A 14,655-nucleotide genomic window follows, 5' to 3' on the forward strand; every position below is an offset into this window, starting at 1 on the left:
ACTGTTTTCAGCGGCTTTGTAAATCGGGCTTCAGACGTTCAACCCACATGGCGGTGGCACCACAAATAGCTACCGGCATAACGATAAAGTTCACCAGCGGGATAAGGGAAAATAAGCTCACGCCCACGCCGAAAGAGAAACACAGTGTCTTATGTTTTCCCAGGTGCGCCCGCATCACCTTAAACGGTACTTTATGGTTGTCGTAGGGATAGTCACAATACTGAATGGCCATCATCCACGCATTGAACATAAACCATAACACCTGGCCGATGACAGGGATAAGCAGAAACAGGATTAAAAACACAACGGCTCTGGGGATGTACCAGATTAACTTGGCGAATTCTCTCCCCAGCATCCGTGGTACATCTTTAATTAAGTCCAGCAGACCATCATCGCCGATGGATTGACCAGTGAGGTGGCGCTCAACTTTTTCGGCCAGAATGCCGTTAAAAGGAGCCGCTATCCAGTTTGCCAGGGTACCGAAAACCAATGCAAATATCAGCAGCACTGACAGTACTGCAAGAGGCCACAGGAAAAAGCTGATCACGCCACGAAGCCAGTCCAGCCATTGCGGGATCAAACTCATCAGCCAGCTAATGCCTTCTCCTATTTCGCCGAACAGAAAGTAAAATGCCACGGAAAAAAGCAGCAAATTAACCGTCAGCGGGATGAATACAAACCGTTTCAGGCCCTTTGTTTTAATCAGTGAAAAGCCGGTCATAAAATAACTGAGTCCGCTTTTATTTTGCATTACGTCTCCTGAAGCTGCACTTGAAAATGGGTTCTGATCCGGATTCAAATTGCCGGGCCAGTATGCACATGCAGTATACCTGTATCCGCATGCGGTGAGAAAACCCAATTGTTACAGCGTGTGAGTTTTGATAGAGTCAGCGGATAACAATAATTTTCCTATGCGCTGATCACCGGTAACCCGTTATTTATGCTGCAATTTCAGGCATTCTTCAGCTTGGCTGATGGCAACTTGAATCTCCTTTTCTCTGAGAGGTTTTTGTGCGCCTGAAAAAAATTAAGCTGGCCGGGTTTAAGTCCTTTGTCGATCCTACCACCATTCCTTTTCCCGGCGATATGACAGCTATAGTCGGGCCGAACGGCTGCGGTAAATCTAATGTGATTGATGCGGTACGCTGGGTGCTGGGGGAAAGTTCAGCAAAAAATCTCCGTGGCGACGCCATGACGGATGTCATATTCAACGGCTCCTCAGCGCGAAAACCTGTCGGTCAGTGTTCAGTTGAACTGGTTTTCGATAACAGCAGCGGTCGCATTGGTGGTGAATTCGCTCAGTATAATGAACTGGCCGTGAAACGGCTGGTAACCCGCGATGCCCAGTCTCTGTATTTTCTTAACGGCACCCGTTGCCGACGCCGGGATGTGACCGATTTGTTTCTGGGAACCGGTCTCGGCCCCCGGAGTTATGCCATTATCGAACAGGGCATGATTTCCCGTTTGATTGAGTCAAAGCCGCAGGAGTTGCGGGTATTTATAGAAGAAGCTGCCGGCATATCAAAATACAAAGAGCGCCGCAGGGAGACTGAAAACCGCATCCGGCACACACAGGACAATCTTGAACGGCTGGAAGACGTGCGGGGTGAACTTGGCCGGCAACTGGAAAAGCTGCAACGTCAGGCGGCTGCCGCTCAACGCTATAAGGCCCTGAAGGCCAGTGAACGGAAACTGAAAGGTGAACTGTCTGCCATCCGCTGGCTCAAACACACGCAGCATATTGAAAAGATCGAAGGTGAACTGGCAAAAGAACAAAATGAGCTGGATGCACTGATTGCACAGCAGCGTGGTGATGAGGCCGGTATCGAGAAATACCGCACGCAGTCTGAAGACATTAAAACGGCACTGGATGACGTACAGCAGGCTGTGTTCACTATTTCCACACAAATTACCCGCATTGAACAGAACACCCTTCACAGCCAGCAGCGTGACAATCAGATTTCAGCTGAACTGGAAGAGCTTCATCAGCGCCGTGAACTGTTAGCGGCGTCGCTTCAGGAAGCTGAGCAGGCACTTGAGAAGGCAGATATGTCTCTTGAACAGTCTGAGCCTGAATTGCTGATGTTAGAAGAAACGATCATCCAGGCTGAAGAGCGGGCTGAATCTGCGGAATCTGCGTTAAGGGAATACAACCGCAAGCGTCGTGAACAGGAACAACACTATCATTCTCTTAAGCAAAAGGTGCAGGGGTTACACAGTCAGATCCAGTCGGTGACCAGTATGCAACTGCGCACAACACAGCGCATCGGTGAATTGAATGATGAGCTGACGGCACTGGATGATGACACGTTGAGTGAGCGTCTCGAAGAAGCGCAGGCTGAGCAGGAACTGGCCGCAGAAAAATCCGCTATTGCTGAAGATGAAGTGATCATCAGTAAAGATGCGCTTAATGCCGCATCAGAACAATATCAGACGGCAACCGCTGCTCAGGCAGGTTGTCAGCGGGAACTGGACCAGGCGGCTTCACGTTTTGCAGCCCTTGAAGCGTTGCAGGAACTGGCGGAAGCTGAAGCAGGCGAACTCCCTGAGGGTGTTGCGTTACTGTGGAAAAGTATCAGCGTAAAGCCGGGGTTTGAGGCGCTGATTGAAAAAGTCACTGTGTGGTTAAACAACCCGCTGGTGGCAGCAGAGTATCCACTGGAAACCCTCATAGCGTCTGCAGAACATTTTCCCCAGGGGCACAGGATTTTGCCACTTCATACAGACAGACCAGCTGAAGAAGGTACACTGGCGTCATGTTTGAATGACGGCTACATCCCGTCATTGTTTTACCGTATCCGTCTTGTCCCTGACCTGGCGGCAGCGCGCACGTTATTGCCGGCGCTGGCTGCCGGTAAATCGGTAGTCACTGAAACCGGAGAATGGTTATCTGCAGACTGGCTGTTAAGAGGAACCGTACAGGAAGACAGTGCAGGTGCACTGCAGCGTCATGGGCAAATGGCGCAATTGCAAAGCGAAATTGACAGCCTGAGTGAACAGCTTGCAGAACTTCAGTTTCAGGCAGACAGTGCCTCAGAGGAAAAAACACGGGCGGAAGAGCATCTTGAAATCACCAGGCAGGCACAGGTGCGCTCTGCTCAGCAACAACAGCAGGCAGCACATCAGGTAGCCATGCTAAAGCAGGAAGTTGCCCAGTTAGCCTTACGGCAGCAAAAAATCCGCGATGAACTTACCCGGCAACAGCAGACTCTGGCCGGGGATGATGAACAACTTGATACATTGACGGCTCAGCTTGAAGTGCTGGAAATGCAGTTGATGGATGCGGAGGAAGAGGAGCAGAATGCGTCGTCAGAGCGGGAAAGATTCGAGCACGAACAGCAGGATGCGAGGCAGTCTGCAGAGCAGCAGAAATCCCGTAAACATCAGCTTGAACTGTCTGTACAGCAGCAGCGAAATCAGCAGCAATTATACCTCGAACAGGTAACGCGTAACCAAGCGCAGCTGGCTGAATACCGTCAGCGTGAAGACGCGTTAACACAGGAAAAACAGTCCCTTAGTCAGCCTATGGCGATGCATGAAGCACAACTTGCGCAATTACTCGAAGACCGCGAAGTGCAGGAAGCGTTGCGTATAGAAAAGCAGAATGCGTTAAGCGATGTTGAAGCCCTGCTGAGGGAAGCGCAGCAGGGGCATCATGGCGTAGCTGTAAAAATTCAGCAGCGGAACACCGTTATTGACGGGTTAAAAATTGATATCGAAGGCGCCCGGGTAAGGGCCATGTCGGTACTCGAATTATTGCAGGAAACCGGTCAGTCTCTGAAAGAAATTTTACCTGACCTGGATGACACCGCGGATGAAAAGAGCTGGCAGCAGGAACTGGAAAAAACCACCGCAGCGGTTGCCCGTCTGGGGGCGGTGAATCTGGCGGCCGTGGAAGAATATGAGACGCAGGCGGAACGAAAACAGCATCTCGATACGCAATTTGATGACCTGGTATCTGCGCTGGATACGCTGCAAAGCGCTATCCGTAAAATAGACAAAGAAACCAAAACCCGTTTCTCAGCAACCTTTGGACAGGTGAATGAGGATCTGAAACAACTCTTTCCTAAGGTATTTGGCGGCGGCTCTGCCTATCTGGCACTGACAGATGATGATCTGCTTGAGACCGGTGTGACAATTATGGCCCGGCCGCCCGGTAAGAAAAATAGTACAATTCACCTTTTAAGCGGTGGAGAAAAAGCGTTAACCGCTTTATCATTGGTGTTTGCAATTTTCCGGTTGAATCCGGCGCCCTTCTGTTTACTTGACGAAGTGGATGCGCCGCTGGACGATGCCAACGTGGGGCGTTTCTGTAAACTGGTATCAGAAATGTCAAAGTCGGTGCAATTTATCTATATCACCCACAATAAGATTGCGATGGAAATGGCAACGCACCTAACAGGTGTTACTATGGCAGAGCCAGGGGTTTCCCGCATGGTTGCCGTAGATGTTGATGAAGCCATGGCCTTCGTCGAAGCATAACAAAGGGCGAACGAATTAAATGGATGAACTACGTTTATCACTCCTTATCCTGGGTACCTGTTTTATTATTGGCGTGCTCGCCCATGGTATCTGGAAGATCAGAAAAAATAACAATGCGACAAAGAAAGAACGTATTGAACCCGGCCAGTGGCAGGATGACAATTCAGAAGAACAGGACGACTGGTCTGCAGAGCAGGGCGACGATCATAAAGGTTATGATGATTTAGGTCTGGGAGCGGTAAGAGTGGTTTCTTCTGCTAAACCTGTAGCAGACACCGGTGATGATGCAGAATCTGAGCCGTCAATCTCCCGTCCCGTTAATGAAGACACGGACGAAAAGACAGTTTCGAAGCCGGAACCTCAGATGCAGGCAACCAAGCTGTATGGTTCAGTGGTGACTAACCCTAAACCTCATATGCAGGGTAGCCGGCATGTTGCGCCGGAACAGGCAGATGACGATCCCATCCCGGATCCGCCTGAGTTTCTTATCCGTAAAGAGCAAAAAGCCGTCGCAGATGAACCGCAGGCTGATGATTTTACGCTGGATGCCCAGCAAGCTGAGCCGGCAGTTAAAGACAATGCGTCTGACGAACAAAGCTCAGACCATGACATCGATACTGACAGTAAGAAAGTTGCTAAGAAACGGGGCTTGCTGCGTCGTCGTCAGGAACCGAATTTCGGTGATGACCAGATGAGAATTGATTTCGACGACAGTCAGAGCCAGCCGGCTGCAGAGTCCGGCGCTGCGCCTTCAGAGGATGTGGAGCAGGAGGTGCTCGTTGTTAACGTGCGGGCTCAGGACGACACTCCCATTTCAGGTGCCGCATTATTGCCTTTATTACTCACATTAGGGTTTAAGTTCGGTGATCAGGATATTTTCCACCGTCATGTGAATTCAAATGGTAAGGGACCCGTACTCTTCAGTCTGGCCAATATGTTCAAGCCGGGGGTATTCGATATTGATAACCTGGAGAACTTTACCACTCAGGGTGTGTCATTATTCATGATCCTGCCCATCGACGGGGTTGACGCCCATCAGGTATTCAACATGATGCATAATGCAGCCCGGAAAATTGCTGACGAATTCAATGCGCAAATTCTGGACGGTCGCCGCAGTGTACTGACCAAACAGGGATTGCAGCAATACATGGAAAAAATCCGAGAATTTGAACGCAAGCGAATGATTACCCGCCACTGATCCATCAGCGCTGTTACCCTGCTGTAGCAGCGCTTTGCAAGAGACACTTTATGTCAACAGATAAAGCCTCCGTTGCCAGTCGTATAGAGACACTGCGCGACACTATCACCCGTTATAATACCCAGTACTATGTGGAAGATGCACCTTCTGTACCAGATGCTGAATATGACCGGCTCATGCAGGAGCTTAAATCGCTGGAAGCCGCCCATCCTGATCTGCTGACAGCGGATTCGCCGTCTCAGAAAGTAGGGGGGGCGCCACTTGCCGCCTTTGAGCAGGTTACCCACGAAGTTCCTATGTTATCGCTGGACAATGCCTTTGATGAAGCTTCACTGAACGCCTTTGAAAAACGTATTGGTGACCGCCTGAAAGACCATTCAACTTTAATGTTCAGTTGTGAGCCTAAACTGGACGGCCTGGCTGTCAGTATTCTGTATGAAGATGGTGTGCTTGTGCAGGCTGCAACACGGGGTGACGGGCAGACAGGGGAAAATATTACGCAAAACGTCAAGACCATCGGTAATGTGCCCCTTCGCCTTAAAGGTAAAGATCTGCCCGCCCGTATCGAAGTGCGTGGTGAAGTTTTTATGCCAAAGGCCGGCTTTGATGCGCTTAATGAACGGCAGCGAGAAAAAGGCGATAAAGTATTTGCCAATCCCCGTAATGCCGCTGCTGGCAGTCTGAGGCAACTGGACAGCCGTATTACTGCAAAACGGCCACTGATGTTTTACGCCTACTCACTGGGTGTCGTTTCACCACAGGATTTCGGACTGGAAGATACTCACAGTGCGCGGCTTAAAACGCTGGGTAGCTGGGGCCTGCCGTTGTGCCCTGAGGTTGATGTGGCTGAAGGTGCGAAGGGTTGTCTGGCTTATTATCAGCGTATTCTTGTGCAGCGTGAGCAGTTACCTTACGACATCGATGGTGTGGTATTCAAAGTTGACCGCATAGACTTGCAGCAAACACTGGGGTTTGTCGCCCGCGCTCCCCGCTGGGCAATTGCACAGAAGTTTCCTGCACAGGAAGAAATGACACGCTTACTGGATGTGGAGTTTCAGGTTGGCCGGACCGGTGCCATTACGCCTGTGGCACGTCTGGAACCTGTGTTTGTGGGTGGTGTTACGGTATCTAACGCTACGCTTCATAATCAGGATGAGATCCAACGTCTGGGTGTCAAAGTGGGTGATGTTGTGGTTATCCGCAGAGCCGGTGATGTGATACCACAGGTTGTTTCTGTGGTTGAGGCAAAGCGGCCTGAGGATGCTACGGATATTATATTCCCTGCCAATTGCCCCGTGTGTGATTCTCATGTTGAGAAAGCTGAGGGCGAAGCTGTAGCACGATGTACCGGCGGACTGGTATGTGCTGCACAACGCAAACAGGCACTTAAACATTTTGCTTCACGCAAAGCTTTCGATATTGACGGCCTGGGCGATAAGCTGGTTGATCAACTGGTGGATGCCGGACTGGTGAAGAGTCCTGCTGAATTCTTTCATTTATCGTTAGGCGATCTGGTCAGTCTTGAACGTATGGCAGAAAAGTCAGCTTCGAATTTGCTTACTTCACTGGAAAAGGCTAAAACCACCACCTTGCCCAGATTTCTTTATGCTCTGGGGATCAGGGAAGTAGGCGAAGCGACAGCGTCGAATCTGGCCACACATTTTAAAGATCTGGATGCGTTGTTTGCCGCAGACATTGAAGCCCTGAAAGAAGTGCCGGATGTGGGTGAAGTGGTGGCGACACACATTTACCATTTTGTGCACGAAGAGCATAACCGTGCCATTATCGATGATCTCGTTGCTGCAGGTGTGAACTGGCCGGCTATTCAGGTTGCAGATGCAGGGGATTTGCCTCTGGAAGGCCAGACCTGCGTACTGACCGGTACCATGACGGCCATGGGACGCAATGAGGCAAAAGCATTGCTGCAGCAGTTGGGGGCGAAAGTTGCCGGCTCAGTGTCAGCGAAAACCCACTTCCTTGTAGCAGGAGAAAAAGCCGGCTCAAAACTGACCAAAGCGCAGGATTTAGGCGTTGATGTGTGGGATGAAGAAAAGCTGCTCAGTTTTCTTCGCGAACATAATCTTTCAGGCGAATAAATTAAAATCTGCCATCAGTTTGCCGGTGCTGTGATACCGGCAAGCTTTTTGTGCAGAAGTAATTTGCTGGGATATTTTGTCAAAAGATCAGCGAAGACCGTTAAATCCGGTTTAAACTTTTGAGGCCCGTTGTTTACGGGCTTCTTTACGTGCATTCCATGATTTTCTCACAGAGAAACGCCATATCCAGTTCAGTCCGAAATACCCCAGCAAACCAAATATGACTGAACAGATCCCGCAGCCGACGAGGAAGGCCGGGCCGATGGTGCTGATACTTTCAATTATCCATTTCCAGCTGAACTGCAATTCAAAGTGTCTGGGCTCTGTACCCAGTACCGTTGTACCTACCTTGTAAGCACCGTAAAAAATTGGCGGCATGGTAAACGGGTTCGTGATCCACACGGTTGCTACAGAGAGGGGGAGATTTGCACGGAAGGGAATAGCAGTGGCGGCAGACAACCACATTTGAAACGGAACAGGCCAGAAAGCGAAAAACAAACCAATACCAAACGCGTTAGCTGCTGAACGACGGTTCAGATGCCACAGGTTCGGCTCATGCAAAACTGTGCCGAAGATCCGTAGCGCACGATTGTGCTTTATCGTTTGATGGTCTGGTAAAAAACGTCGTATAAATTTTTTTGGCATAAACCGTATTTCATTTCATCCGAAGTAACCAATCCATGCATCAACACGCTGCGCTATGGCTGCTGGCATTCTGCCTGACTTCGCTGTCTGCGAGGTTCTGGCCGGTATTGCCGGGAAAAATCTGGATTGTACTTCTTGCCTGTATCGTCTCCATTATCCACACACACAATGTCAAAATGCACATCCGCACCGCCCTGAAAGCAGGGTGTCGTTTATGTGGTGTTACAAACTGGTACGTGCGCAGTAAAAAACAGTTTAGTGTACTGCCGTATTTACTCAGCGGGATAATGTCCGGATTGATTTGGATGGCAAGTGTAGGGCATTGCTACCTGGCTTGGCAACTCCCTGCCGGCAAAATTCAACAAGATGTCATAGTTACGGGGCAGATAACGTTTACGCAGAGAAATGACAATGGTCAGTGGTTGCATGTTGCTCTTTCGACACTGGGTGACAGGCATTATTTCTTCCGTCCGGTCATCGGTGTTCAATTGCCACAAAATATGGGTGAGCTGGCTGTTCATCAACAGGTGAAGTTAACGGTTAATCTGAAGCCGGCTTCGCCGTTAATGAACCCTGACGGCGATAGCCGGGCAAAAATGGTCAGCATGAAAATGATTGCCACGGGTTCAGTCAAAGCGTTCGGTAACGGTTCTCTTGTTTCTCCGGCTGACAGTCTGCATTACCGGGCAAGTCAGCGTTTGCAGAAAGCGGGTTACTCCCGCTGGCTGGTGGCTTTAATGACTGGCGACCGTTCTTTGTTGACAGACAATGACTGGCAGTTGCTGCAAAAAACCGGAACAGGGCACCTGTTTTCAATTTCGGGTCTGCATGCAGGTATGGTGGCTTTATGGTCTGCCTTACTGACCAGCGTTGTGTTCAGTTGTTTTGCCCGTCTAATCAGTGCCGGGCACAACGGCATGAATATACGGCTTACAGTTGCTGTGGCAACACTCCTCATGACAGCTCTCTATGCGGCGCTGGCCAACTGGCAGGTACCGGTAACCCGCGCGTGGCTGCTTATTTTATTGTTCACATTGCTGCTTACTTTTAAAGTCTGCTGGAGCTGGCGGCACCGGCTGCTTGTGATGGTGTTTCTGTGTATTCTGGTTTCTCCCTTAAGTGTATTCAGTAACAGCTTTTATCTGAGTGCCGGTGCGGTATGCGTTTTAATATTCATTGGCTGGCGGTGGAAACCTGCATCGTATTCATACTTTCACCGCATCATGTTTGTTATTCGCGCCCAGTGCCTGATTTCATTATTGTTAATGCCGTTTACGCTGATATTTTTCGGTTCAGTGTCTTTGCTGACGGCAGGCGTTAATCTCATCGCAATTCCTGTGATCACACTGCTGATGCCCGCCGGTCTGGCAGGGCTGGTACTGAACTATAACGATGGTCTCACAAACACGTTGCTGGATTTGGCTGATACCATCCTGCTATGGATGACGCAGCAACTCAGCGTGATTTCCCCGTATATGGCGGCCTTTGATAATACAGGCGTTAGCGGTCAGGCTGCATTCTGTCTGCTCCTGTCAATGCTGCTGTTGGCATTGCCGGTGTTTCGCTACCGGAAGCGCAGTGCCATGATGCTGGCGGTGCCGGCGATCAGTTTCTGGTTCCCGCTCAGTACAGATGCCTGGCAACTGCACGTATTTGATGTGGGCCAGGGCACGGCACTGGCAGTTTCCAGGGGAAACCGTGCAGTCATCATTGATACCGGTCCCTCATGGGAGACAGGCAACGCACTGACAAGTACGGTACTGCCGGCACTGAAGGCGGCCGGTATTCATCACGTTGATCAACTGATAGTTTCTCACGGCGATGATGACCATGCCGGCGGTGTTACTGCATGGTTAGATCGCAGGGCTGATCATCCGCTGGAGCTCAACCGGGGTTTGCTGTCAAATACAAATGGCTGTCAGAGCGGAAAACGATGGCGGTGGCAAGGATTACAGTTTCGTGCCATGTGGCCTGAAAAAGGCAACACGGAAGACAGCAACCGGTTATCCTGTGTTTTACTGGTATCCGGAAATGGCTATTCAGTGTTGCTCCCGGGTGATATAAACCGCAGTGCCGAATACGCACTTTTGTATAACAATGCCGCCCTTAACGCTGACATATTACTGGCCCCCCATCATGGTAGCAGCACTTCATCATCAAAGGCTTTCATAAAAGCAGTATCACCTTCGTTCACCGTATTTACGTCCGGCTTTTATCATCGCTGGAAATTACCTGAAGACATCGTTGAATCACGTTACCGGGAAGCCGGCTCCGTTATTCTGCTAACTGCCCTGAACGGCTACATACAATTCACCCTGGCTGATGAGGGGATCGGCGTGACACGCTACAACAGAGATATTAGCCGTCGCTGGTACGACTTACGGACACAGGTATCTCTGCCTCAGCATTGAAAATACAGGCGTCAATGACCATAACAAAGGCCGGCATTAACACCGCGCATTGGGAATTTAGCCGATTCCAGTTACAATGGGCCGGTTATTCGAATAAGTGATGAAAATAAATGCAAAATTCCGACCCGGCGGCCAGTAACCAACGCCGCTTTTTTACGTATCTGCGAAACTATAAACTCGCTTTTTTCGTGGCCGTAATCGGTATGATTGGGTATTCCGCGCTGGATACCTACGTAATATCCAATCTTAAACCTCTGATAGATGACTCCCTTGGTAACGGTGACAGCGACTTTCTGCGTATAGCGGCTATTGCCATCGTACCACTGTTTATCCTTCGCGGTATTTTCAATTTTATGGGCACCTACACCCTCAGCTGGATTGGCTCACAGGTTGTAATGACCATGCGCCAGCAGTTGTTCGAAAAGTACATGCATTTACCGGTGTCATTCCATGATCAGCAGGCCGTCGGGGCACTCATCAGTAAAGTCACCTACGACACTGAACAGGTTGCTAATGCGGCCAGCAAGGCGCTGCTGACCATCGTTCGTGAGGGGGCGCTGGTTATTGGTCTGTTAGTCGTCATGCTGTATCAGTCCTGGCAGTTGTCTCTTATTTTTCTCATTATCGGCCCGCTGGTGGCAATCATCGTCGCAGTGGTCAGCAAACGGTTCAGGAAGGTCAGCCGCAATATACAACAGTCAATGGGAAGTGTGACGGCGTCGGTTGAGCAGGCAGTAAAAGGCCATAAAGTTATCCTTATGTTCGGGGGCCAGGACTTCGAACGTAACCGATTTGCACAGAAAAATAACCACAACCGTCAGCAAACGATGAAGCTGGCAGTGACGCAAATTTTAAGTGTGTCGTCTATCCAGGTCATTGCCTCTGTCGCACTGGCTGTGGTGTTGTTCATGGCAAGTCTGCCGGGCATTATGGCAAATCTGACCGCTGGCACGTTTATCAGCGTTGTGTTCTACATGGTGATGTTGCTTAAGCCACTTAAGCAACTGACCACTGTGAATAATGAATACCAGCGCGGCATGGCAGCCTGTAACAGTATTTTTGAAATACTGGATGAAGAGATTGAAGTGAATACCGGCACTAAAAAGGTGGAACGTGCGCAAGGTAACATCGCGTTTAATCATGTGACTTTCACTTATCCCGGTAAAGAACGTCCGGCCCTGACTGACATCAGTTTTTCAGCCAGACCGGGGGAAACCATTGCGCTGGTCGGTAAGTCCGGCAGCGGTAAATCTACCATTTCTTCTCTTCTCACCCGTTTTTACCTGCCTCAGCAGGGGGAAGTGCAGTTGGACGGTATGAATATTAATGACATTGAGCTGCGTTCGCTGCGCAAACAGTTTGCCACTGTTTCCCAGCATGTCACCTTGTTCAATGATTCCATCGCCAACAACATTGCATACGGCGTAACGGATAAAGTATCGCGGGAAGATATCGAAAAAGCGGCAAAGATGGCCCATGTTACCGAGTTTGTGGATCAGCTTGACGAAGGCCTGGATACTGTCATCGGTGAAAATGGTCTGATGCTCTCGGGTGGTCAGCGTCAGCGTATTGCCATAGCCCGTGCAATTCTCGCCAGAGCGCCGGTACTGATTTTAGATGAAGCAACATCAGCGCTGGATACGGAATCCGAAAAACTGATTCAGGATGCACTGGAACAGCTGCAAAAGTCCTGTACATCCCTGGTGGTGGCCCACCGCCTGTCAACAATTGAAAAGGCAGACCAGATCATCGTCATCGATCAGGGGCGTATTCTTGAGCAGGGACGTCACAGCGAATTGCTGGCGAAAAAAGGCCATTATGCTCAGTTGCATGCATTACAGTTTGGTGAAACTCACTGAGCATGGATATCAACAAGCTGTGGTACCAGAAATCAAAGCGGGTATGGCTGTTGTGGCCACTGGCTTTGTTATTTGCCTTTGTCAGTGCCTGCCGGCGATGGTTGTTTAAAGCCGGTTTAAAAAAGCGTTCTCATCCCGGAGCGTTTGTTATTGTTGTGGGCAACATTTCGGTTGGCGGCAATGGCAAAACGCCGGTGGTGCTGGCCATCACAGAACATATTAAAAGAAAAGGATTGAAACCCGGTGTACTCAGCCGTGGTTATGGCGGCACGATGCAGCATCATCCGTATCGTGTTATGCCCGGTGACGATGCTGCTGTTTGCGGTGATGAGCCTGCGTTAATTGCAGGACGTACCGGCGTGCCGGTTGTTATAGACCCGGTGCGTGCTCGCGGGGCTAAAATGCTGGCGGAAGAATTACACTGTGATGTCATTATCTGCGATGACGGGCTGCAACATTATGCGTTGGAACGGGATCTTGAGCTGGTAGTCATGGACAGCCGGGGCACCGGAAATGGTCATTTGCTGCCCATGGGCCCGCTACGGGAGAAGCCCTGGCGACTGGCGTCTGTTGACGGAATAATCTTGAATGGCAACGCTGATTTAACGGCTTTGCCACAACAAATCACTTTGCCGCCTGCATTTAATCTGACTCTTGAGGGGCGTTACTTTTGTAATGTCCGGGAGCCCGGACGCAAGACGGGGATTCAGGATTTTTGCGCAAAATCCGGTATTCATGCCCTGGCGGGGATTGGTCATCCCGATCGTTTCTTCCGCCAGCTAGAGAAGTACGGAATGACGTTATCATCAACACAACCGCTTCCCGATCATCATCATTTCTCCGCCGCAGATATTCCCCCAGGCACCGTGGTCATGACAGAGAAAGATGCTGTGAAGGCAAGGGCATTTGCCCATGAAGATTGTTGGTATTTGCCGGTGGATGCTGTATTACCTGAAGAATTTTATGACTTACTGGATACCCGGTTTGAAGCCGGAAGAAGGATAAACAATGAGCTTTGACATTAAATTATTGGATGTACTTGCATGCCCTGTATGCAAAGGTAAATTGATCCTGTCACAGGATAAGCAGGCCTTGTTGTGTCGTTTTGACCGCCTCAGTTATCCGGTGAAAGACGGTATTCCCGTATTAATGGAAGTGAACGCCACAAAGTTATCAGTAGACGACATGGATGCGGCCCGCTGATGGACTTTACCGTTATCATTCCTGCCAGATACGGCTCTTCCCGGTTTCCGGGTAAACCTCTTGCTGATATCAATGGAAAGCCAATGATTCAGCATGTGACCGAGAGAGCGGCAGAAGCGGGCGCATCGGCTGTGATTGTCGCTACCGACGATAACCGTATAGCGGCTGTAGCGGAGGGCTTCTCACGGGTGGTGATGACGTCGGACAAACATGAATCCGGCACTGAGCGTCTTGCGGAAGTCATTCAGAAAGAGAACCTTGCGGATGATACCCTTATCGTAAACGTGCAGGGCGATGAGCCTTTCGTACCTGCTGCCAACATCCGTCAGGTTGTGGAAAACCTGTCACAGCGCTCTGATGTGGCCATGACCACACTGGGCACTGAAATGCACAGCGCAGATGATGTGCTTAACCCGAATATGGTGAAAGTGGTACGAAACGTCAAAGGTGAAGCGCTCTATTTTTCCCGTTCGGCAATCCCCTTTGAGCGTAGCAGCATGATGACCGATCCGGGCAGAACTGATCCCTCCCTTTATCTTCGCCATATTGGTTTATATGCTTACCGTGCAGGTTATGTGAATCAGTATGTCAGTTACACGCCCAGTGCGCTGGAACATACAGAGTCACTGGAGCAGTTAAGGGCTTTATGGTACGGCGACAAAATTCATGTTGATGTGGCATCCGAACCACCGCCTGTGGGCATTGATACGCCGCATGATCTGACACGACTTCTGGCACTGCTGAATGACGGAGAATGATTT

General features: G+C 50.1%; 10 protein-coding genes. 8 read left to right on the forward strand and 2 right to left on the reverse strand.

The features are described 5' to 3' along the window. Positions 1-7: 7 nt before the first annotated feature. Positions 8-751, reverse strand: a complete 744-nt coding sequence (cysZ, locus tag DS731_RS10240; protein ID WP_119501231.1) for a sulfate transporter CysZ — start codon at positions 749-751, stop codon at positions 8-10. 260 nt (positions 752-1,011) lie between these two features. Here cysZ and smc point away from each other — a divergent pair, with 260 nt between their 5' ends. Genes smc through ligA form a run of 3 tightly spaced genes read left to right on the forward strand, consistent with a single transcriptional unit; the run spans position 1,012 to position 7,776 of the window. After that, the gene (gene smc / locus DS731_RS10245) at positions 1,012-4,482 is read left to right on the forward strand and encodes a chromosome segregation protein SMC (RefSeq protein ID WP_119501232.1); all 3,471 of its coding nucleotides are present in this window, start codon (positions 1,012-1,014) and stop codon (positions 4,480-4,482) included. A gap of 19 nt (positions 4,483-4,501) precedes the next feature. Further along, the gene (gene zipA / locus DS731_RS10250) at positions 4,502-5,680 is read left to right on the forward strand and encodes a cell division protein ZipA (RefSeq protein WP_119501233.1); all 1,179 of its coding nucleotides are present in this window, start codon (positions 4,502-4,504) and stop codon (positions 5,678-5,680) included. Between the two features lie 50 nt (positions 5,681-5,730). Continuing rightward, positions 5,731-7,776 (forward strand): NAD-dependent DNA ligase LigA, encoded by a 2,046-nt coding sequence (ligA, locus tag DS731_RS10255; protein ID WP_119501234.1) that lies wholly within the window; start codon positions 5,731-5,733, stop codon positions 7,774-7,776. Positions 7,777-7,887: 111 nt separating this feature from the next. On the opposite strand, the gene DS731_RS10260 is transcribed toward ligA, so the two are convergent. After that, positions 7,888-8,421, reverse strand: coding sequence for a DUF2062 domain-containing protein (locus DS731_RS10260; RefSeq protein ID WP_119501235.1), 534 nt, complete (start codon positions 8,419-8,421; stop codon positions 7,888-7,890). Between the two features lie 35 nt (positions 8,422-8,456). On the opposite strand from DS731_RS10260, the gene DS731_RS10265 reads away from it, so the two are divergent. From DS731_RS10265 to kdsB, 5 genes are all read left to right on the forward strand, one after another. Next, complete coding sequence (locus DS731_RS10265; RefSeq protein ID WP_119501236.1) at positions 8,457-10,832, forward strand: DNA internalization-related competence protein ComEC/Rec2; 2,376 nt, start codon at positions 8,457-8,459, stop codon at positions 10,830-10,832. A gap of 110 nt (positions 10,833-10,942) precedes the next feature. After that, the gene (msbA, locus tag DS731_RS10270; protein WP_119501237.1) at positions 10,943-12,691 is read left to right on the forward strand and encodes a lipid A export permease/ATP-binding protein MsbA; all 1,749 of its coding nucleotides are present in this window, start codon (positions 10,943-10,945) and stop codon (positions 12,689-12,691) included. A 2-nt stretch (positions 12,692-12,693) separates the two neighbouring features. After that, the gene (lpxK, locus tag DS731_RS10275) at positions 12,694-13,710 is read left to right on the forward strand and encodes a tetraacyldisaccharide 4'-kinase (protein WP_119501238.1); all 1,017 of its coding nucleotides are present in this window, start codon (positions 12,694-12,696) and stop codon (positions 13,708-13,710) included. Continuing rightward, positions 13,700-13,894: a Trm112 family protein gene (locus DS731_RS10280; protein WP_119501239.1), complete on the forward strand. Its 195-nt coding sequence runs from the start codon at positions 13,700-13,702 to the stop codon at positions 13,892-13,894. Before lpxK ends, DS731_RS10280 begins: the two co-directional genes overlap by 11 nt. After that, a complete protein-coding gene (kdsB, locus tag DS731_RS10285) occupies positions 13,894-14,652 on the forward strand; it encodes a 3-deoxy-manno-octulosonate cytidylyltransferase (protein ID WP_119501240.1) in 759 nt (252 codons plus the stop codon). Before DS731_RS10280 ends, kdsB begins: the two co-directional genes overlap by 1 nt. Positions 14,653-14,655 lie beyond the last annotated feature (3 nt).

The organism is Alteromonas sp. RKMC-009, from assembly GCF_003584565.2.
Lineage (GTDB): Bacteria > Pseudomonadota > Gammaproteobacteria > Enterobacterales > Alteromonadaceae > Alteromonas.

Excerpts from the sequence above, each read along its gene's own strand:
- DS731_RS10260 (WP_119501235.1), bottom strand. The coding sequence starts at position 8,421 with ATGCCAAAAAAATTTATACGACGTTTTTTACCAGACCATCAAACGATA.
- kdsB (WP_119501240.1), top strand. The coding sequence starts at position 13,894 with ATGGACTTTACCGTTATCATTCCTGCCAGATACGGCTCTTCCCGGTTT.
- lpxK (WP_119501238.1), top strand. The coding sequence starts at position 12,694 with ATGGATATCAACAAGCTGTGGTACCAGAAATCAAAGCGGGTATGGCTG.
- zipA (WP_119501233.1), top strand. The coding sequence starts at position 4,502 with ATGGATGAACTACGTTTATCACTCCTTATCCTGGGTACCTGTTTTATT.
- DS731_RS10265 (WP_119501236.1), top strand. The coding sequence starts at position 8,457 with ATGCATCAACACGCTGCGCTATGGCTGCTGGCATTCTGCCTGACTTCG.
- DS731_RS10280 (WP_119501239.1), top strand. The coding sequence starts at position 13,700 with ATGAGCTTTGACATTAAATTATTGGATGTACTTGCATGCCCTGTATGC.
- cysZ (WP_119501231.1), bottom strand. The coding sequence starts at position 751 with ATGCAAAATAAAAGCGGACTCAGTTATTTTATGACCGGCTTTTCACTG.
- msbA (WP_119501237.1), top strand. The coding sequence starts at position 10,943 with ATGCAAAATTCCGACCCGGCGGCCAGTAACCAACGCCGCTTTTTTACG.
- ligA (WP_119501234.1), top strand. The coding sequence starts at position 5,731 with ATGTCAACAGATAAAGCCTCCGTTGCCAGTCGTATAGAGACACTGCGC.